22 protein-coding genes and 1 tRNA gene are annotated in these 18,919 nt (G+C 73.1%); 11 read left to right on the top strand and 12 right to left on the bottom strand.

All coding sequences use genetic code 11. The annotated features are described in order from the left end of the window. The first annotated feature begins 270 nt into the window (after positions 1 to 270). Positions 271 to 1,221 carry an NADP-dependent oxidoreductase gene (locus AB0N17_RS11560; protein WP_366010989.1) on the top strand — a complete coding sequence of 317 codons (951 nt, stop codon included), beginning with the start codon at positions 271 to 273 and terminating at the stop codon, positions 1,219 to 1,221. Positions 1,222 to 1,565: 344 nt separating this feature from the next. Here the strand turns inward: AB0N17_RS11560 and AB0N17_RS11565 are convergent, their stop codons facing one another. The 4 genes from AB0N17_RS11565 to AB0N17_RS11580 are packed head-to-tail and all read right to left on the bottom strand — an operon-like array spanning position 1,566 to position 3,737. Then, positions 1,566 to 1,892 carry a DUF202 domain-containing protein gene (locus AB0N17_RS11565; protein ID WP_366010990.1) on the bottom strand — a complete coding sequence of 109 codons (327 nt, stop codon included), beginning with the start codon at positions 1,890 to 1,892 and terminating at the stop codon, positions 1,566 to 1,568. Next, on the bottom strand, positions 1,889 to 2,281 hold the full coding sequence (locus AB0N17_RS11570) for a DUF202 domain-containing protein (protein ID WP_366010991.1): 393 nt from the start codon (positions 2,279 to 2,281) through the stop codon (positions 1,889 to 1,891). The genes AB0N17_RS11565 and AB0N17_RS11570 overlap by 4 nt, the downstream gene beginning before the upstream one ends. Before the next feature lie 21 nt (positions 2,282 to 2,302). Then, the gene (locus tag AB0N17_RS11575) at positions 2,303 to 2,818 is read right to left on the bottom strand and encodes an NUDIX domain-containing protein (protein WP_366010992.1); all 516 of its coding nucleotides are present in this window, start codon (positions 2,816 to 2,818) and stop codon (positions 2,303 to 2,305) included. Between the two features lie 22 nt (positions 2,819 to 2,840). Further along, entirely contained in the window at positions 2,841 to 3,737 is an 897-nt protein-coding gene (locus AB0N17_RS11580; protein WP_366010993.1) for a DMT family transporter, read from the bottom strand. 331 nt (positions 3,738 to 4,068) lie between these two features. Here AB0N17_RS11580 and AB0N17_RS11585 point away from each other — a divergent pair, with 331 nt between their 5' ends. The 4 genes from AB0N17_RS11585 (at position 4,069) to AB0N17_RS11600 (ending at position 6,928) form a co-directional block, all read left to right on the top strand. Continuing rightward, the gene (locus AB0N17_RS11585; RefSeq protein ID WP_366010994.1) at positions 4,069 to 5,067 is read left to right on the top strand and encodes a hypothetical protein; all 999 of its coding nucleotides are present in this window, start codon (positions 4,069 to 4,071) and stop codon (positions 5,065 to 5,067) included. 118 nt (positions 5,068 to 5,185) lie between these two features. Then, complete coding sequence (locus AB0N17_RS11590) at positions 5,186 to 5,902, top strand: molybdopterin-dependent oxidoreductase (protein ID WP_366010995.1); 717 nt, start codon at positions 5,186 to 5,188, stop codon at positions 5,900 to 5,902. Then, positions 5,886 to 6,512: a cytochrome b/b6 domain-containing protein gene (locus AB0N17_RS11595; RefSeq protein ID WP_366010996.1), complete on the top strand. Its 627-nt coding sequence runs from the start codon at positions 5,886 to 5,888 to the stop codon at positions 6,510 to 6,512. The genes AB0N17_RS11590 and AB0N17_RS11595 overlap by 17 nt, the downstream gene beginning before the upstream one ends. A 245-nt stretch (positions 6,513 to 6,757) precedes the next feature. Continuing rightward, positions 6,758 to 6,928: a hypothetical protein gene (locus AB0N17_RS11600; protein WP_366010997.1), complete on the top strand. Its 171-nt coding sequence runs from the start codon at positions 6,758 to 6,760 to the stop codon at positions 6,926 to 6,928. 76 nt (positions 6,929 to 7,004) lie between these two features. On the opposite strand, the gene AB0N17_RS11605 is transcribed toward AB0N17_RS11600, so the two are convergent. Genes AB0N17_RS11605 through AB0N17_RS11620 form a run of 4 tightly spaced genes read right to left on the bottom strand, consistent with a single transcriptional unit; the run spans position 7,005 to position 10,774 of the window. Continuing rightward, positions 7,005 to 8,030, bottom strand: coding sequence for an L-idonate 5-dehydrogenase (locus tag AB0N17_RS11605; protein ID WP_366010998.1), 1,026 nt, complete (start codon positions 8,028 to 8,030; stop codon positions 7,005 to 7,007). Between the two features lie 14 nt (positions 8,031 to 8,044). Next, positions 8,045 to 8,806 carry an SDR family oxidoreductase gene (locus AB0N17_RS11610; protein ID WP_366010999.1) on the bottom strand — a complete coding sequence of 254 codons (762 nt, stop codon included), beginning with the start codon at positions 8,804 to 8,806 and terminating at the stop codon, positions 8,045 to 8,047. A gap of 9 nt (positions 8,807 to 8,815) precedes the next feature. Beyond that, the gene (locus AB0N17_RS11615) at positions 8,816 to 10,213 is read right to left on the bottom strand and encodes a gluconate:H+ symporter (RefSeq protein ID WP_366011000.1); all 1,398 of its coding nucleotides are present in this window, start codon (positions 10,211 to 10,213) and stop codon (positions 8,816 to 8,818) included. Between the two features lie 42 nt (positions 10,214 to 10,255). Further along, a complete protein-coding gene (locus tag AB0N17_RS11620) occupies positions 10,256 to 10,774 on the bottom strand; it encodes a gluconokinase (RefSeq protein ID WP_366011001.1) in 519 nt (172 codons plus the stop codon). A 140-nt stretch (positions 10,775 to 10,914) separates the two neighbouring features. Here AB0N17_RS11620 and AB0N17_RS11625 point away from each other — a divergent pair, with 140 nt between their 5' ends. Beyond that, complete coding sequence (locus tag AB0N17_RS11625; protein WP_366011002.1) at positions 10,915 to 11,616, top strand: FadR/GntR family transcriptional regulator; 702 nt, start codon at positions 10,915 to 10,917, stop codon at positions 11,614 to 11,616. Here the strand turns inward: AB0N17_RS11625 and AB0N17_RS11630 are convergent, their stop codons facing one another. Continuing rightward, positions 11,617 to 11,997 (bottom strand): YchJ family protein, encoded by a 381-nt coding sequence (locus AB0N17_RS11630; RefSeq protein ID WP_366011003.1) that lies wholly within the window; start codon positions 11,995 to 11,997, stop codon positions 11,617 to 11,619. 98 nt (positions 11,998 to 12,095) lie between these two features. Here AB0N17_RS11630 and AB0N17_RS11635 point away from each other — a divergent pair, with 98 nt between their 5' ends. Then, on the top strand, positions 12,096 to 12,410 hold the full coding sequence (locus AB0N17_RS11635) for a dsRBD fold-containing protein (protein WP_366011004.1): 315 nt from the start codon (positions 12,096 to 12,098) through the stop codon (positions 12,408 to 12,410). A gap of 737 nt (positions 12,411 to 13,147) precedes the next feature. Here AB0N17_RS11635 and polX read toward each other — a convergent pair. Both polX and AB0N17_RS11645 read right to left on the bottom strand, forming a co-directional pair. Further along, positions 13,148 to 14,872 (bottom strand): DNA polymerase/3'-5' exonuclease PolX, encoded by a 1,725-nt coding sequence (polX, locus tag AB0N17_RS11640; protein ID WP_366011005.1) that lies wholly within the window; start codon positions 14,870 to 14,872, stop codon positions 13,148 to 13,150. 66 nt (positions 14,873 to 14,938) lie between these two features. Then, positions 14,939 to 15,026 (bottom strand) — tRNA-Leu (locus AB0N17_RS11645). Between the two features lie 214 nt (positions 15,027 to 15,240). Here AB0N17_RS11645 and AB0N17_RS11650 point away from each other — a divergent pair. The 3 genes from AB0N17_RS11650 to AB0N17_RS11660 all read left to right on the top strand — a co-directional run bounded on the left by AB0N17_RS11650 (position 15,241) and on the right by AB0N17_RS11660 (position 17,905). Further along, a complete protein-coding gene (locus tag AB0N17_RS11650) occupies positions 15,241 to 16,566 on the top strand; it encodes a M20/M25/M40 family metallo-hydrolase (protein WP_366011006.1) in 1,326 nt (441 codons plus the stop codon). Positions 16,567 to 16,713: 147 nt separating this feature from the next. Then, positions 16,714 to 16,947, top strand: coding sequence for a chaplin ChpH (gene chpH, locus AB0N17_RS11655; RefSeq protein WP_014671723.1), 234 nt, complete (start codon positions 16,714 to 16,716; stop codon positions 16,945 to 16,947). A gap of 130 nt (positions 16,948 to 17,077) precedes the next feature. Further along, a complete protein-coding gene (locus AB0N17_RS11660) occupies positions 17,078 to 17,905 on the top strand; it encodes a chaplin (protein WP_366011007.1) in 828 nt (275 codons plus the stop codon). Between the two features lie 74 nt (positions 17,906 to 17,979). On the opposite strand, the gene AB0N17_RS11665 is transcribed toward AB0N17_RS11660, so the two are convergent. After that, on the bottom strand, positions 17,980 to 18,168 hold the full coding sequence (locus AB0N17_RS11665) for a DUF5703 family protein (RefSeq protein ID WP_014671721.1): 189 nt from the start codon (positions 18,166 to 18,168) through the stop codon (positions 17,980 to 17,982). Between the two features lie 47 nt (positions 18,169 to 18,215). On the opposite strand from AB0N17_RS11665, the gene AB0N17_RS11670 reads away from it, so the two are divergent. Further along, the gene (locus AB0N17_RS11670) at positions 18,216 to 18,905 is read left to right on the top strand and encodes a hypothetical protein (protein WP_366011008.1); all 690 of its coding nucleotides are present in this window, start codon (positions 18,216 to 18,218) and stop codon (positions 18,903 to 18,905) included. Positions 18,906 to 18,919: the final 14 nt, after the last annotated feature.

Below are 18,919 nucleotides of genomic sequence, written 5' to 3' on the forward strand. Positions count from 1 at the left end.
CCCCGCCCCGGCCCCCCCGCCCCGCGGCCCCGCGCCCGCCCCCCCCCCCCCCCGGCCGCGGTCGCGGCCGGTTCAGTGGTCGTCCCGGTGCCCCCCCGTGTGCGGCGTGCCGGAGTGTCCCGTGCGCGGTGTGTTCCCGGTGAACGAGGGTCATGGTGCTCACCTCGGGGGGTACGGGGTCTCGGCGACGGAATGACTGCGCGCGCGGATCGGTGCACGACGGTGCATCCGGGTTGCGCGGCGCACGAGTACCCCGGAGGGTCGGAAAACATGAAGGGCATCAGCTACAGCCGCTACGGCGGACCCGAGGTGCTGGAGTACGGCGAGGTGCGCGACCCCAAGGTCGGCCCCGACCAGGTGCTGGTCAAGGTGCGCGCCGCGGCCGTCAACCCGGTCGACTGGAAGTGCCGTGAGGGCCATCTCGACGCCCTCCTCGACGCCGTCTTCCCGGTGATCCCCGGCTGGGACGTGAGCGGGGTGGTCGTCCGGCCCGGAGCCGCGGTCACGGAGTTCTCCGTGGGCGACGAGGTGATCGGCTACGTGCGCGAGGACTTCCTCTCCCGGGGAACCTTCGCCGAGTACGTCGCCGCGCCCGTGCGCACGCTGGCCCGCAAGCCGCGCAACCTCTCCTTCGAGGAGGCCGCCGGGCTCCCGCTGGCCGGGCTCACCGCCTACCAGGTGCTGGTCAAGGCGCTGGAGATCAAGCGCGGCGAGACCGTGCTGGTGCACGCGGCGGCCGGCGGGGTCGGCTCGCTCGCCGTCCAGATCGCCGTCCATCTCGGCGCCCGGGTCATCGGCACGGCGAGCGAACGCAACCACGACTACGTCCGCGGCCTCGGCGGCGAGCCGGTGGCGTACGGCGAGGGCCTGGCCGAACGGGTGCGCGCGCTCGCCCCCGAGGGCGTCGACGCGGTCTTCGACACCGTCGGCGGCGACACGCTGAAGACCTCCGCCAACCTGCTCGCCCCGGAGGGCCGGATGGCCTCGATCGCCGACCCGGAGGTGGTCGGCCACGGCGGCCGCTACTGCTTCGTCCGCCCGGACGCCGAGGACCTGACGGAACTCGCCCGGCTGGCGGAGGAGGGAGCCGTGTCGGTGCACGTCCAGGAGACCTTCCCGCTGGAACGGACGGCGGACGCCCAACGCGCGAGCCAGGAGGGCCGCACCCGCGGAAAGCTCGTGGTCACGGTGGACTGGGAGACGGAGCCGGAGACGGAGTAGCCGACGAGCGGAGAGGGCCGGGCGAGTCGGGCGAGCCGGGCTGGGCTGAGCGAGGTGGGCCGGGCTGGGCTCAGCGAGGTGGGCCGGGCGAGCCCGGTGGGCCGGCTGAGTGGTCGGCCGACTTGGGGCGTGGCGGCTGGAGGACGTGGGCCGGCCGGCCGAGCCGATCGGCCGAGGTCGGCTGGTCGAGCCGGGCTGGTCGAGGTGGGCCGGGCGGGATGAGGTGGCCGGGCGAGGTGGGCCGGTGGTGGGGGGCGCTGGCCGACGTGGGCCGGCCGGACGGGGTAGGTCACGGGAGGCGGTCGGGCGTGGTCGCCGGGGACGTGGGGGGTGGGCCGTGCGGGTCAGACGACCAGCGCGGCCGCGCACACGGCCGTCGCCACCGCGCACAGCACCGCCGCCGTAGCGTGCCGGGGCGCCAGCGCCGGCGGGCGCGCGCCGGCCGAGAGGGCCCGGATCCGGTGGTGGGCCACCCACAGAAACCCCAGCCACAGCGCGCAGCACACCGCGCCCAGCACCACTCCGGTGGCCGACGGCCCGCCGTGCAGCGAGGTCTTCACCGCGAGCACGGCGGCCACGGCGGCCGACAGCGTCGTCCGCCGCCACGCCAGCCGGGTCCGCTCGGGCTGCAGCCCCGGGTCCCGGCCGTCCGGGCCCGCCCCCGCGGTCACCCCTCCCACCCGAGCAGCACCACCACGACCATCGCGACGGCCACCACCGCGACCACCAGGCTCAGCAGCGCCGGGAACCGGGACGCGGGCAGGTCCTCGCCGCGCCGCATCGCCCGCTCGCAGCGCACCCAGTGGTTCAACGCCCGCAGGGCGCACAGTACCCCGGCCCCCAGCAGCGCCAGCGCGAGACCGATCCGCCACGCCCGGCGCAGGTCCGGCAGGAACTGGTCCACCGCGAACCCGCCGCCGATCAGCGCGAGCGAGGTCCGCAGCCAGGCGAGGAAGGTGCGCTCGTTGGCCAGCGAGAACCGGTAGTCGGGCGTGCCGCCCTCGTCGCGCACCAGCTCAGGCGCGAACCACAGCCGGATGTTCCTCACGAATTCGCTCACGCAACCGACCCTACCGGCGCCTCACCGCCCCACCCGGAACGCCCTCAGCCGCTCGTACGCCGCCAGCCCGTCCGGCACCCACTCCCACGCGCCGAGCCGCTGCTCGACCTCCTCCTCGGGCAGGAAGGCGTGCCACTGGACCTCCTCCACCTGAGGTCGTACGGGCAGCTCGCAGCGGACCTCGTAGACCGCCGACCACCAGCTGCGCCCGGCCCCGTCGTCGTACAGGAACTTGAAGAGGAACTCCGGCTGCGCCAGCCCCGTGACGCCCAGCTCCTCCTCCGCCTCCCGCAGGGCCGCCCCGTCGTAGGACTCGCCCGCCCCGACGACCCCGCCGACGAACATGTCGTACAGGGAGGGGAACACCAGCTTGGTCGCCGTGCGGCGGTGGACGAAGAGCCGGCCCGCCGTGTCCCGGGCCTGGATGAACACGCAGCGGTGACGCAGCCCGAGGGCGTACGCCTCACCGCGCGGGCGCCGGTCGACGACCCGGTCGTGCGCGTCGACGATGTCGAGGATCTCGTCAGCAGGGTTCATGCCCCCATCCAAGCAGCCGCGTTCAGCGCCGCTGGAGGTCTCGCGCCGGAGGTTCCGCTTCCGCCGCGCCGCACGGCATCGCCGGGTGCAGCCCGAGCAGCACGATGCCCACGACCACCGCCGCGAGCCCGCTCGCCTCCCAGGCCAGCGCCCCGGTGTCGGTGCGCAGCCGGTCGCCGAGGAAGCCCACCCCGCACAGGATGCCGGCCAGCGGCTCGGCGGCGGTGAGCGCGGGCAGCGACATGCGCAGCGGGGCCGTCTCGAAGGCGCTCTGCACCAGGACCAGCCCGGTCACCCCGCAGGCCAGCACTCCGTACGGCTGCCAGCCGGTGAACAGCTCCGCGAAGCCGCCCTCGGAGAAGAGGGTGCCGCTCACCCGGGTCAGCGCGTCCTGCACGCCGTACAGCAGCCCGGCGGCGGTGGCCAGCAGCACGGGGCCCCAGCTCAGCCGGGACCGCTTGCCGTACGCCGTGAGCACCAGCGCCGCGCCCACCATCGCGCCGATGATCAGCCAGTGCCGCAGCGGATCGGCGATCGCGTGGCCGCCGCGGGGCTCGCCCGCCACGATGAACGCGCTCACCCCGCCCGCGAGCAGGGCCAGCCCCGCCCACCCCTGGCGGCCCAGGGACTGCCTCGTCCGGTAGCGGGAGAGCGCGAGCGCGAACAGCAGGTTGGTGGCGAGCAGCGGCTCGACCAGGGAGATCTCGCCCTTGCCGAGGGCCACCGCGCCCAGCACCATGCCGGCCACCATCAGGCCGAGCCCGCCGAGCCAGCGCGGCACCCGCATCAGGTCCAGCAGCAGCCGGAAGGACAGGAAGTCGCTCAGCGGTGCCTTCTGCGCGGCGTCCTGCTGGAGCACGAACCCGAAGCCCAGACAGCAGGCGGCACTCACGGCGAGAACAAGAACCAGAACGGACACGCTGCGTACCTCGATCATCCGGCCGGACCACGGACGCGTAGTGGCCGACTGTAGCGCCCCGGACACGGCATTGACCCGGAAGTACCCTCGACCGGGCGGTTGACCCGCCATGCTCCGCGGCCGGACCGCCGGGCGCCATGGCGTACGCCACACAAATCCGCCGGTGTGTCGACGCCCACGGTCGGGCCGGCCGGTGCGGAGCACCTCAAGTTCCCATCGCGTCACGCTAGTTGAACCCAGCAACAGCGGCATTCCGCTTGACGTCACCCTTGGCGGGGGGTTTGCTGTCCGTGATCGGTCGATGGCAGCCCGAGAAACAGGAAGTCCCGCGGTGCCCCCTCTCCCACCCCTGCTCGGCGACCGCCGGGCCCCCGCTCACCCGTCCGGCGACACCGCCCCGGACGACTCCGGAGCCTTCCACGACGCCTTCGACGGCACCTTCGACGACGCCCTCGACGACTCCGAACTGCGCACCGCCCGGGCCGCCTTGGCCCAGGGCCGGCGGCAGGCCGCCCGTTCGCTGCTGCTGCACACCGGCGACGACTGGGACCGCCGGGGCCACCGCCTCACCGTGCTCGCCCAGGAGCCGTACGCCGCCGCCTGGGCCCGCGACTGGCTGCACGCCGAGCCCGGCTCCGCCGACGTCGCCACGCTGCTCGCCCTGGCCCTCGTCCACCGCGCCCTGCGCGGCAAGGAGGACCCCGACCGGGCCCGCGAGGCCTGCGCCGCGGCCGCCGGTCTCGCCCCCGCCGACCCCACCCCCTGGCTCGGCCTGCTCCTGCTGGCCCGCGGCCTCGGTCCCGAGCGGGACCTGCTCGCCGCCTTCGCCGAACTGCGCCGGCGCCACCCCGAGCACCACCACGCCCACCACCTGCTCGTCGCCCGCCTCGCCGAGCGGCCCGCGGGCGGCCGGACGGAGTCCCACGAGGTGTACGACCTCGCCGAGCTGGCCGCGGCCGGGGCCCCCGCCGACTCCCCGCTCGCCGTGCTGCCGGTCGTGGCCTACGCGGAGCGCTACCGGGCGCTCGCCGCCACCGGCCTCGCCCCGGCCGACCCGGCCGCCTGCGGGCACTGGTCCGGGCCGCGCGCCCGCCGGATCCTCAGCGCCTGCTTCGACTGGTGGCTGGAGTGGGAGCACGACGACCACCCCCGCCGTCACCTCGACCTCAACCACCTCGCCTTCGCCCTGACCTGCGCCGGCCGTCCGGCCGAGGCGGCGGCCCTGTTCCAGCGCATCGGCCGGTACGCCACGCCGGCGCCCTGGTCCTACGGCCGCCGTGACCCGGGGGCGGCCTTCCGCGCGGCCCGCACGCGCGCCCTGGGAGACTGAACGACCGGGGCCCGCCGGCCGTACGAGTGTCCAAGACCCATGTGAGAAGTGCTTACGGAAGTCTGACCACCGACCCGATTCCCTGGCTCCGCGAGCCCCCGAGTGCTCGAATGAAGACGTGAACGCTGAACCATCCGAGGAGCGGGACGGCAGGCCCATCGGCCGCCGCGTCTTCCTCGGCACCCTCGGCCTCGGCGCGCTCGGCGTCGCCGCCGCGCCCGTGCTCCAGCGCGGGCTGGAAGCCGTCGCCGGCAAGGACCCCACGGGCCTGACCGGCCTGCTGCCCAACGGCGGCGGCTTCCGGTACTACTCCGTCGCCGCGTCGGTGCCGCACCGGACCGCCGCGGACTACCGGCTGAAGGTCGACGGACTGGTCGACCGGCCGCACACCTACACCCTGGCCGACCTGCGCGCCCTGCCGCAGACCCGGCTGGTCAGGGACGTCCAGTGCGTCACCGGCTGGCGGGTGCCCGGCACCCCCTTCGAGGGCGTCCGCCTCTCCCGCCTGCTGGACCTCGCCGGAGTCGGCTCCTCCGCCCGGGCCGTCCGTTTCACCTGCTTCGACGGCACCTACAGCGAGAGCCTCACCCTCGCCCAGGCCCGCCGGGCGGACGTCCTGGTCGCCCTGCGCATGCAGGACAAGGACATCGGCCACGACCACGGCGGCCCGGTCCGCCTCTACGTGGCCCCCATGTACTTCTACAAGTCGGCCAAGTGGCTCTCCGGCATCACCGTCACCGACCGGGTCGAGCCCGGCTACTGGGAGCACCTCGGCTACGACGTCGACGCCTGGGTCGGCCGCTCGAACGGACGGACCGATGACCCTACGAGCTGAGACCCCGGCCCCGCCCGGTGCCCGGATCCGCAGGTTCAGCCGGGCCGAGCGGTGGGTGCACCGCGCGACGGCCGTGCTGATGGGCGTCTGCGTCCTGACGGCGGCCGTCCTCTACATCCCGCAGCTGGCGGTCGCGGTCGGCCGCCGCGAACTGGTCGTCCGCGTCCACGAGTGCGCGGGCCTCGCCCTGCCGGTGCCGGTCCTGCTCGGCCTCGCCTCCCGCGCCTTCCGCGCCGACCTGCGCTTCCTCAACCGCTTCGGCCCCCACGACCGGGTGTGGCTGTGGGCCGCGCTGAGCCGTGACAGGCGCCGGTCCTCGCGCCCGGCGGGCAAGTTCAACGCGGGGCAGAAGGTCTACGCGGCCTGGATCGCCGGCGCCACGCTCGTGATGCTCGGCACCGGGCTCATGATGTGGTTCACCCACCTGACCCCGCTGATGTGGCGCACCTCGGCCACCTTCGTCCACGACTGGCTGGCCCTCACCATCGGCGTGGTCCTCGCGGGCCACATCGGCATGGCCCTGGGCGACCCCGAGGCCAGGAGGGGGCTGCGCACGGGCTCGGTGAGCGGGGAGTGGGCGAAGCGGGAGCACCCGCTGTGGCGCCCCTGACCGTGAGCGGAGGGCTCTCGGCCACGCGCGGACCCCGCTCACGGGGACCGGCCTGAGCCGCCGGTGCTTGGCCCCCGCGCGGCCCGCCGTCCCGGGACCGGCGGGCCGACGGCGCCTCTGGGGCGCCGACGCGGGGTAACCGGAATCTATGCTTCCGAAAACCAAAATGGAAGCCCCGATTCCTGTTGACCTCACGACGTGCCGCGACGCACCCTGAACCCCACCCGCACCAAGGGAGCAGCACGATGAGCCGAGCCACCGACACCCTCCGCGTCGTGGAGTACTGGACGGACCGGGACACCCACGTGATCTTCCCCGTCCAGCGCACCGACGAGGTCGACCGCATGAGCGACGCACAGCTCATCTCGGAGTACGGCGACCCCGAGCACGGGGCGGTCGCCCGCATCGTCCACTAGGGCCTGATCCGGGGAACGGCCCTGGAGGCCTGGACCGCTGGACCCCTGGATGCCTGGACGCACCGGCGGGCGCCGCTCAGCCGGTGAAGTCCAGCAGGACCTTGCAGGACCGCTCCCGGTCCGCGGCCAGCGCGAACGCGGCCCCGGCCGCCGCCACGGGCACGACGGCACTGATCAGCCCGTCGAACTCCCCGCGGGCCGCCAGCAGTTCCAGCGCCTCGTCGAACTCGGCGTCGAACCGGAACGCCCCGCGCAGCTCGATCTCCCGGCTCACCACCAGGTTCCCGGCGAACGGGCTGTGCCCCGGCGGCAGCATCCCCAGCTGGACGACCGCGCCCCCGCGCCGCACCAGCCGCACACAGGTGTCCAGGCCGGCCGGCACCCCCGACGCCTCGACGGCCAGGTCCACCTCCCCGGGCCACCCGGCATCCGCCGGATCGTCGGCCCGTACGAGCGTGTCGGCCCCGGCGACGGCCGCGTACCGCAGCGCCTCCGGCACCAGGTCGGTCACCGTCACCCGCGCCGCACCGGCCGCCTTCGCCGCGGCCACCACCAGGCACCCGATCGGCCCGGCCCCGGTCACCAGCACATGCCGGCCGGCCACCTCCCCGGCCCGGCGCACGGCGTGCAGCGCGACCGACAGCGGCTCCGCGAGCGCGGCCCGGCGCGGCCCGAGCCCGTCCGGGAGAGCCCTCAACTGCCCGGCCGGTACGGCCACCCGCGCCGCTAAGGCACCCTGCACATGCGGAAAGCGGGCCGCGCTGCCCAGGTACCGGGTGTCCCGGCAGACGTTCGCCCGCCCGTCGGCGCACTCCGGGCAGGTGCCGCACGGTGTGGCGGGGTGCACGGCGACGTCCGTACCCGGAGCGGGCCCCGAGGCGTCCGCCCCGTAGGCCACCACCGTCCCCACCATCTCGTGCCCGGGCACCATCGGCTCCCGCAACCGGAAGTCACCGACCCCGCCGTGCCGCCAGTAGTGCAGATCGGACCCGCACACCCCGCCGTACCGCACGGCCACCAGCGCCTGCCCGGGCCCGGGTTCGGGCTCCGGCAACTCCTCGATCCGCAGGTCACCCGCCCCGTGGATCACACAACCCAGCATCGCCGCAGCCCCTTTCAGAGCACGCTCGTCATACCGCCGTCGACGTACAGGATCTGCCCGCTGACGAAGTCGGCGGCGGGGGAGGCGAGGAAGAGCAGACCGCCCACCAGGTCCTCGGGCAGGCCCCAGCGGCCGGCCGGGGTGCGCCCGCGGACCCAGGCGCTGAACTCCTCGTCCTCGACGAGCGGCCGGGTCAGCTCGGTCTCGATGTAGCCGGGGCCGAGCCCGTTGACCTGGACACCGTACGGCCCCCAGTCCGCGCACATGCCCTTGGTGAGCATCTTCAGCGCGCCCTTGGTCGCCGCGTACGGCGCGATGCCGGGGCGGACGACCTCGCTCTGCAGCGAGCAGACGTTGACGATCTTGCCGTGGCCGCGTTCCGTCATCCGGCGGGCCGCCTCCCGGCCGACCAGGAAGGCGCTGGTGAGGTTGGTGTCCAGGATGCGGTGCCAGTCGGCGTCCGCGAACTCCAGGAGGGGGGCGCGCAGTTGCATGCCCGCGTTGTTCACCAGGATGTCGAGCGGGCCCACCCGCTCCTCGACGTCCGCGATGCCGGCGGCCACGGCGCGGCCGTCGGTCACGTCGAACACCGCCGTACGGACCCGGTCGCCGGGCAGTCCGGACGCCGCCTCGGCCAGCCGGCCGGGGTCGCGCCCGTTGAGGACCACCGTGCAGCCCGCCTCGGCCAGGCCCCGGGCCAGCGCGAGGCCGATGCCCCGGCCGGAGCCCGTGACCAGGGCCGTACGGCCGCTGATGTCGAAGAGCGGGTGGCTCATCCCGTACCCCTAGATGATCAGTGACAGGAGCAGGACCAGACCGCCGCCGACCACCGACAGGATCGTCTCCATGATCGACCAGGTCTTCACGGTCTGCCCGACGGTCAGCCCGAAGTACTCCTTCACCAGCCAGAAGCCGGCGTCGTTGACGAAGCTGAAGAAGAGCGAGCCGGCGCCGATCGCCAGGACGAGGAGGGCCGTGTCGGCGGTCGACATACCGGCCGCGAGGGGCGCGACCAGACCGGCCGCGGACACCGTCGCCACCGTCGCCGAACCGGTCGCCAGCCGGATCACCACCGCGATCAGCCAGGCCAGCAGCACCGCCGGGATCGACCAGTTCTTGGAGACGTCCAGGATCATCTGGCCGACACCGCAGTCGATCAGCGTCTGCTTGAAGCCGCCGCCCGCACCGACGATCAGCAGGATGCCCGCGATGGGCATCAGGCCCTTGTCGACCGTCTGCTGCAGCCGCTCCTTGCTGAACCCGGCGGGCCGGCCCAGCGTGAAGAAGCCGACGATCACGGCGGCGAGCAGGGCGATCAGCGGGGAGCCGATGACGTCGAAGACGCGCTGGGTCGTGTTCGCGGGGTCGTCGACGGCGATGTCCACCAGCGCCTTGACCAGCATCAGCACCACCGGCAGCAGCACGGTCGACAGCGTCGCGCCGAAGCCGGGGCGGCGCTCCAGCTCCTCGGAGGGACGCTGGGGCAGCATCCGGTCGGGAGCCTGGACGTCCACCCAGCGGGCCGCCACCTTCGAGAACAGCGGACCGGCGACGATCACGGTCGGTATGGCGACGAGGATGCCGAACGCCAGCGTCACGCCCAGGTTGGCGTGGAGGGCGTCGATGGCGACCAGCGGGCCGGGGTGCGGCGGGATCAGGCCGTGCATCACGGACAGACCGGCGAGCGCCGGGATGCCGATCCGCATCAGGGAGTAGTTGCCGCGCTTGGCGACCATCAGGACGACCGGGATCAGCAGCACGATGCCGACCTCGAAGAACAGCGGCAGACCGATCACGGAGGCGATCAGCACCATCGCCCAGGGCATGGCGCGCCCGCCCGCCTTGGCGAGGATCGTGTCCACGATCTGGTCGGCGCCGCCGGAGTCGGCGAGCAGCTTGCCCAGGATCGCCCCGAGCGCGATCAGGACGCCGACGCCGGCCACCGTGGTGCCGAGTCCGGTGGTGAAGCTGGTGATCGCCTTGTCGAGCGGCGCACCCGCCGCCGCCCCGAGCGCCAGCGACCCGATGGTCAGCGCCAGGAAGGCATGGAGCTTGAACTTGGTGATGAGCAGGACGATCACGACGATGCCCACCAGGGCGGCGATGCCCAGCTGGGCGTGTCCTGCGGAGGTGATCGGCGGAGGTGCGTCCGCTGCCAGCATCTCGACGCTGAGTCTGGTCACGGGGGTTCCCTTGAGGTGACGTGGGGACGGTTACGGGGGGTGCTACGCGGATGCCGCGGGAAGCGCGTCCAGTGCCCGCACGGCGCGCTCGGTGATCTCCTGGGGGCCGCCGCTGACGTCGACGGCGACTCCCGCCTCGTCCGGCCCCAGGGGCTGCAGCGTGGCGAACTGGGAGTCCAGCAGCGCGGTCGGCATGAAGTGCCCCTGCCGCTGTGTCATCCGGTCCTCGATCAGCTGCCGGTCGCCCGTGAGGTGCACGAAGACGATCCCCGGAGCGACGGCCCTGAGCCGGTCGCGGTACGCCCGCTTCAGCGCCGAGCTGCTCACCACCCCGCCCAGTCCGGCCCGGCCGTGCGCCCAGTGGCCGATGGCGTCCAGCCAGGGCCAGCGGTCGGCGTCGTCGAGCGGGACACCCGCCGACATCTTGTCGATGTTGGCCTGCGGGTGGAAGTCGTCGCCCTCGGCGTACGGGACGCCCAGTCGCGCGGCGAGCAAGGGACCGATCGTGGTCTTGCCCGTCCCCGCGACGCCCATCACGACGACGACCTGGGGGGTACGCATCACTGCCTCGCTGTCTTCCTCGACATCCGACGCCACATCGGCGTCGCCACACTGAAACCCATTAGGTACGACGAATTCAAGAGTGTGTGATGTATAAGTCTGACTTTTTGTGTCCGTGATCCAGGCCGTACGCTGAGTGCATGACCACTCCGGGCCGGGGGCTGCACGGCCATGTACTCGACACCCTCGGCCCCGCGATCACCGCGGGCGAGTACCCGCCGGGCAGTGTTCTGCGCACGGACGAACTCGCACAGCACTTCGAGGTCTCACGCTCCGTGATGCGCGAGGCGGTCCGCGTGCTGGAGTCGATGCACCTGGTCGAGTCCCGCCGCCGGGTGGGCGTGACCGTCCGTCCTAAGCCCGAGTGGAACGTCTACGACCCCCAGGTCATCCGCTGGCGCCTCGCGGGCGCCGACCGCCCGCACCAGCTGCGCTCCCTGACCGTGCTGCGCTCCGCGGTCGAACCGGTCGCGGCAGGCCTCGCCGCCAGGCACGCCACGGCCGAACAGTGCGCCGAACTCACCGAGTGCGCGCTCGGCATGGTGGCCAACTCGCGCGGCCACAGACTGCAGCAGTACCTGATCCACGACGTCGCCTTCCACCGCGTCATTCTCGGCGCCTCGGGCAACGAGATGTTCGCCCGGCTCGGCGACGTCGTCGCGGAGGTGCTGGCCGGCCGCACCCATCACGAGGTCATGTTCGAGGACCCCGACCCGGCGGCCGTGACCCTGCACGTGCAGGTGGCCGAGGCGGTCCGCGCGGGCGACGCGACCCGCGCCGAGGAACTGACCAGAGAGATCACCGTGGGCGCCCTCCAGGAACTGGACATCCTGGCGCCCTAGTCAGCCCTGCTCCAGGAACTCCCCGTCCACGTACACCCACGCCCCGTCCACCCGCTCGAACCGGCTGCGCTCGTGCAACGAGCCGCCCCGGTAGGAGGCGCGGAAGGTCACCGTCCCGGTGGTGTGGAAGGCGGACCCGTCGGTGGCACCGAGGATCTCCAGACCGGTCCACCGCATCCGGGGATCGAGGTCCAGCCGCTCGGGCCGGGTCCGGGGATGCCAGGTCCGCAGCAGATATCCCGCGTCCCCCCGCACGAACGCGCTGTACCGCGAGCGCATCAGCAGCTCCGCGGTCGGCGCCGCCGCCGGGCCCGTGTGGAACCGGCCGCAGCAGGCGTCGTAGGGCCGGGGCAGTCCACAGGGGCAGGTGCGCGAGGTCATGGGCCACATTCTGCCCGGCGAGGGGAGGCGCCCGCTCCTGCCGGGGTGCACAGTGGAGGGGCAAGGCCGACTCACAGCGCAGTGAGGAGAGACGGACGATGACCGAACCCGTCCGCAGCCGTCCTTCGGCCGTCAAGGAGTGGCGGCTGAACCTGTACCTCTCCGAGCACGACCCGGACACCACCGCCCGGATCGTGCTGGACACCGGCGACGGCGTCCTGGAGAGCCACGCGGAGGCCCGCCGCAACCCCTACGACCCGGCGATGCCCGACATCGGCGACGAACTCGCCGCCGGACGCGCGCTCATCGCCATGGGCCGCATGCTGCTGCGCGCCGCCGACGGCGACATGAAGGCGACCGGGGCGGCCGACACGGACACGTCCCCGGCACCGCTCTGGCTCACCCGGGAATGAACCGCCGCGCCAGGGGCTGAGCGCCTGCACGCGGGACTGGGTCCCGCGCCCGGGACTGGGTCCCGCGCCCCGGGATTGGGTCCCGCGCCCCGGGATTGGGTCCCGCGCCCCGGGATTGGGTCCCGCGCCCGGGATTGGGTCCCGCGCCTGGGACTGGGCCCCGCACCGGGGACTGAGCCCCGCACTTGGGGATGAGCGCCCGCGCCCGGGATTGGGTGCCGCGCCCGGGACTGAGCCCCGCACTTGGGGATGAGCGCCCGCGCTCGGGATTGGGTCCCGCGCCCGGGAATGAGCCCCGCGCTCGGGGATGAGCGCCCGCGCTCGGGATCGGGTCCCGCGCTCGGGATCGAGCCCCGCGCCCGGAATCGGGCCCCGCACCCAGGGATGAGCGCCTGCACCCAGGGATGAGCGCCCGCACCCGGGAATGAGCCCCGCGCCCGGGGGTGAGCGCCCGCGCCCGGGATCGGGCCCCGCACCCAGGGATCAGCGCCCGCGCCCGGGGATGAGCGCCCCCGCCGGGAATGAGCCCCGCGCCCGGGATCGGGCCCCTCACCCGGGACTGACACCCCTGCCCCGCGACTGACACCCCGCACCCGGGAATGAGCCCCGTACCCGGGGCTGACACCCCCTCACCCGGGGCTGACACCCCCTCACCCGGGACTGACACCCCTGCCCCGGGACTGACGCCCCGCGCCCGGGGCTGGCACCCCCTCACCCGGGAACGGTCCAGCGCCCGGTCACCTCCTGGCCTTGCGCAGGAAGCGGCGCAGCCGGGTCAGCGGCCAGGTGTTGATCACGTCGTCCCGGGTGAGCCGGCCGCGCTGCGCGGTACCGACGCCGAACCGCATCTGCGCGAGGTGCGGGACCGCGTGGGCGTCGGTGTTCACCGCGAACTTCACACCGTGCTCCGCGGCGCGCAGGATGTCCTCGTCGCACAGGTCCAGCCGGTCCGGCTGGGCGTTGACCTCCAGCGCGGTGCCGGTGCGCGCGCACGCCTCGAACACCTCGTCCCAGTCGGCGTCCACCCCGGGCCGCCGCCCGATCAGCCGGGTCGTCGGATGCCCGATGACATGGACGTGACGGTTCTCGCAGGCCCGCACCAGCCGCCGGGTCATCGCCGCGCGGCCCTGGTCGAAGTGCGAGTGCAGCGACGCCACGCACAGATCGAACCCGGCCAGGAACGCGTCCGGCCAGTCGACCTCGCCCTCCGGGCCGATGTTCAGCTCCGTGCCGTGCAGCAGCCGCATCCCGCGCCGGGTGCCGTCCAGCTCCCGCAGCCGCTCCCGCTGGGCCAGGATCTTCTCGTCCGTCATCCGCTGCATGTACAGGTCGGGCGCGTGGTCGGTGACCGCGTAGTACGCGTAACCCCGGCCGGCCGCGGCCTCCACCATCTCCTCCAGCGGGGCCAGGCCGTCCGTGAGATCGGTGTGGGTGTGCAGGTCACCCCGGATGTCCCGCTCGCTCACCACCTCGGGCAGCTCCCCGCGCAGGGCCGCCTCGATCTCCCCCCGGTCCTCCCGCAGCGTCGGCGGGATCCACGGCAGCCCGAGCCGCGCGTACACCTCCTCCTCGGTCCGCGACGCCACCGACTCCCCGCTCTCGCCGTCGAACAGGCCGTACTCCGACAGCTTCAGCCCCTGGTGCACGGCGATCGTCCGGGTCCGGATGTTGTGCGCCTTGGAACCGGTGAAGTACTGCAGCCCCGCGCCCCACGACCTGGCCGGCAGCACCCGCAGGTCCACCTGAAGCCCCTTGGCGGTGCGCACCGACGTCTTCTTCGCCCCCCGCGCGATCACCTCGGCCGTGGCCGGCAGCTCGCACAGCGCCGCCATGAACGGCTCCGACCGCCGCGCCGCCACCAGCACGTCCAGATCCCCGATCGTCTCCCGCATCCTCCGCAGCGAACCGGCGTACGCGCAGCGCGTGCAGCCCGGCACCCGGGACAGCTCCGCGACGATTCTCTCGGCGGTGTCCAGGGCCAGCGGCAGCGGCACCCGGCCCCCCGCCCGCTGCAGCAGCTCGATGCCGTGCCGGATGTTCTCCTGCGTCCGCTCGCCGAAGCCCTTCAGATCGGCCAGCGCGTCCGCCTCGACCGCCGAGGCCAGCTCGCTCACCGACGAGATGTGCAGCTCCTCGTAGAGCCGCAGCGCCTTCTTCGGGCCCAGCGTGGGGATCGTGATCAGCTCCCGCACCCCGGCGGGGATCTTCGCCCGGCGCTCCTCGACCACCGCCAGCTTCCCGGTGCGCAGGTACTCGGTGACCTTGTCGGCGATCGACCGGCCCACGTTCGGGATCTCCCGCAGCCCGTCCGCGTCCAGCCGGGAGATGTCGGCCGGATACCCGCCGATCGCGCGCGCCGCCTTCTCGTAGGCGCGCGCCTTGAAGGCGTCGCCTCCCGTGATCGCGATGAGGTCCGCGTACTCCCGCAGGAGCGCCTCGACCTCGTCGTTGGGCCGGGCCACCCCTCAAGTGTAGGAAGCACCGGCCGACGGGGCATGCAAAAGGCCCCTGCTGAGCAGGGGCCTCGCTGGTGTCCGAGGGGGGACTTGAACCCCCACGCCCGATAAAGGGCACTAGCACCTCAAGCTAGCGCGTCTGCCATTCCGCCACCCGGACAAGGTGTCTGTCGTGCGAGTCCAGCCTTTCGGCGGGGTTTCCCTCGCGGCGACGAAGGAAACATTACCAGGCTTTCGGGGGTGGCTGATCACCCCCCGTCCCGGGGGCCGCGGCGCGTGAACGGCGTGTGACGGGCCGGGACCGCTCTTGGGCGCGGGGCGGGACGGAGAGAGGATGAAGGGAACCACCAGCAGTGACAGCGGGAGGAAGCAGCGTGAGCGACACGGACACGGCCAGGAGCGTCACCGGTGAGGACGAGGTCGTGGACCTCTGCCGCGAGCTGATCCGGTTCGACACCAGCAATTACGGCGACCACTCCGGACCCGGCGAGCGGAAGTCCGCCGAGTGGGTCGCCGAAAAGCTCGCCGAGGTCGGGCTGGAGCCGAAGATCTTCGAGTCGCACCCGGGACGCGCCTCCACGGTGGCCCGCATCGAGGGCGAGGACCCGTCCCGGCCGGCCCTGCTGATCCACGGCCACCTCGACGTCGTACCGGCCAACGCCGGCGACTGGACCCACCACCCCTTCTCCGGCGAGGTCGCCGACGGGTGCGTGTGGGGGCGCGGAGCCGTCGACATGAAGGACATGGACGCCATGACCCTCGCGGTCGTGCGCGACCGGCTCAGGAGCGGGCGGCGGCCCCCGCGGGACATCGTGGTCGCCTTCCTCGCCGACGAGGAGGCGGGCGGCACGTACGGCGCCCGGTACCTGGTCGACCACCACCCCGAGCTGTTCGAAGGCGTCACCGAGGCGATCAGCGAGGTCGGCGGCTTCTCCTTCACCGTGAACGAGCAGCGGCGGCTCTATCTGATCCAGACGGCCGAGAAGGGCATGCACTGGATGAAGCTGACCGTCGCCGGCACCGCCGGGCACGGTTCGATGATCCACCGGGACAACGCCATCACCGAGCTGTCCGAGGCCGTGGCCCGGGTCGGCCGGCACACGTTCCCGGTGCGGGTCACCAAGACCACCCGGGCCTTCCTCGACGAGCTGGGCGACGCCCTCGGCACGCAGCTGGACCCGGAGGACATGGAGTCCACCCTCGCCAAGCTCGGCGGCATCGCCAAGCTGATCGGCGCGACCCTGAGCAATACCGCCAACCCCACCCAGCTGAACGCCGGTTACAAGGTCAACGTCATTCCGGGCGAGGCCACCGCGCACATCGACGGGCGGTTCCTGCCGGGCCACGAGGAGGAGTTCCTCGGCGATCTCGACCGGCTACTCGGACCGAACGTCCGCCGCGAGGACGTGCACGCCGACAAGGCCGTCGAGACCACCTTCGACGGCGCGCTGGTGGAGGCCATGCAGTCCGCGCTGCTGGCCGAGGACCCCACCGCCAAGGCGATCCCCTACATGCTCTCCGGCGGCACCGACGCCAAGTCCTTCGACGACCTCGGCATCCGCGGCTTCGGCTTCGCCCCGCTGAAGCTGCCGCCGGAGCTGGACTTCGCCGGCATGTTCCACGGCGTGGACGAGCGGGTGCCCGTGGACGGGCTGCAGTTCGGCGTGCGGGTGCTGGACCGCTTCATCGACGCGTCGTGAGGCTTTCCCCTGGAGTAATCGGGCGCGCGTACGAGATCGACTGAGAAGGGTGAATCGGACCATAAGCTCGTAGCTCCATTACTCCCTCCTCGTTACAGGTGATGCGATCACCGCACATTGGGATCGCATTGCCAACGAGGAGGAACAATGATCAAGAAGGTCGTCGCCGCCGCGGCTGCCACGGGTGGGCTGGTTCTCGCGGGCGCGGGCCTGGCCGTCGCCGACTCCGGTGCCCAGGGTGCCGCCGTGCACTCGCCGGGCGTCGTCTCCGGCAACGTCATCCAGGTGCCCGTGCACGTCCCGGTGAACGTGTGCGGCAACACGATCAACGTGATCGGGCTCCTGAACCCCGCCTTCGGCAACGCCTGCGTCAACAAGTGACGCCCGCCCCTGGAGGGGCGGCTGCCCTGAGGGGGCGTCTTTTACGAGCCGTCGGCCTCGGAGCGCGCGCCATGCGCTCCGGGGCCGACCGGTCTTTACCTCGGAAACCGAAGGCAGGGGGGAACTCACCATGCGACAGGGCACCCGTAAGGGCCTGATCACCATGGCCGCAGCGACCGGTGTGATCGCCGCCGCGAGCGGCTACGCCCACGCCGATGCAGGCGCGGCCGGAGCCGCAACCGGTTCACCCGGTGTGCTCTCCGGCAACACCGTACAGGCGCCGGTGCACGTGCCGGTGAACATCTGCGGCAACACCGTGAATGTCGTCGGGCTGCTCAACCCGGCGGCGGGCAACAAGTGCGCCAACGACTCGGGCGGAAGGCCGGGCGGCCACACCGGCTCCGGCGGCTCGCACGCGGGCGGCCACACCGGCGGCTCGCCGGGTGTGGGCTCCGGCAACACCGTGCAGGCGCCGATCGACGTCCCGGTGAACGTGTGCGGCAACAGCGTCAACGTCATCGGCATCGGCAACGCCACCACCGGCAACGACTGCGCCAACGGCGGCGGTCAGCACGGCAACCCGGGCCAGCCCGGTCACCCGGGTCACCCTGGTCACCCGGGCCACCCGGGCCACCCCGGTCACCCCGGTCACCCGGGCCACCCTGGTCACCCGGGTCAGCCTGGGCACCCCGGTCAGCCGGGCAAGCCGGGTCAGCCGGGCAAGCCGGGCAAGCCGGGGCACCCGGGAACTCCGACCACGCCGCCCACCCGGGGCGGGCACACGCCGCACGGCGGCGCCCAGGTCGGGCAGCAGGGCGGCCGCTCCGGCCAGGCGCCCGGCACCGCGCAGCTCGCGCACACCGGCAGTGACCTGCCGATCGGCCTCGCGCTGCCCGTCGGTGCGGGTGCACTGCTCGCGGGCGCCGTGCTCTACCGCAAGGCACGGGCCGCGGCGTAACCGGGCGGACCGCCGGCCGTGAGCGGAGCGGGCCCTGCCATGCCGGCGGGCCCGCTCCGTTCAGTTGTCCTGTCTCACCACGTGGCCCGCACTTGACGGATGATCCGCCGGCGCAACCGCACCCTGCGGCTGCCGTCGCGCAGCAGGCTCAGTCGGTCCAACTCCCAGTGTCCGTACTCGGCATGGTCCGTCAGCAGACGTGTGGCCTCCTTGCGGGAGACCCCGCGAGGCACGTACACGTCGACAAATTCGTATTCCGGCATCGCATCTATTGTGCGGGCTGGTGCCCGGTACGGATAGCGTCTGCACTATGTCTGATGCTGCGCAGCCCACCGCTGCCGAGGTACGCGCCGCCGCCGAGGCGGTCAAGACCGCGCTCGACCGTCATCTCGCGGCGGTCGAACGCAGGTCCGGAGACGACGATCCGGCCGTCTTCGAGGCGTTCAACCAGCTGGCCGCGGTCGCCGAGGTGTACGACGAGCTGCTCTACGACCGCTACGACGAGGTCACGCCCTTCGAGATCCCCGGCGCGGAGGACGCGCTGCCGCCGTACGCCGGGCCCGAGGAACCGAACGCGATCAGCGTCCTGATCCGCCGCGACTACGCCGTGGCCGAACCCCAGCGGCTGCTGGCGCAGGCCCAGCGGGTCGAGGCGGCGGAGTACGAGGAGGACGCCGGCGCGGGCGAGGGCGCGGCCGCCACGGTCCCCGGGGCGCTCGGCGTGCTCTTCGGCGAGTTCGAACCCGACGAGATCGCCTCCCGGCACAAGGAGTTCGGCCTGGAGGAGGGCGACTCCACGCTCTGGGTCACCGCGGCGGACGAGGCCCCCGAGGCGGGGGAGTGGCTGGAGACGCCGTTCGAGCACATCGATCCGCAGCAGGTGGTGTGCCGGTTCGACGTCAGTGCCGTCTTCGACGACGAGGACGACTCCGACGAGGAGGACGATCTCGAGTTCGTCGAGGAGGACGACGACCTGGAGCCGATGGACGCCGAGAAGTGAGGTGGCCGGCGGTG

The sequence above is a fragment of the Streptomyces sp. NPDC051133 genome, assembly GCF_040682635.1.
Lineage (GTDB): Bacteria > Actinomycetota > Actinomycetes > Streptomycetales > Streptomycetaceae > Streptomyces.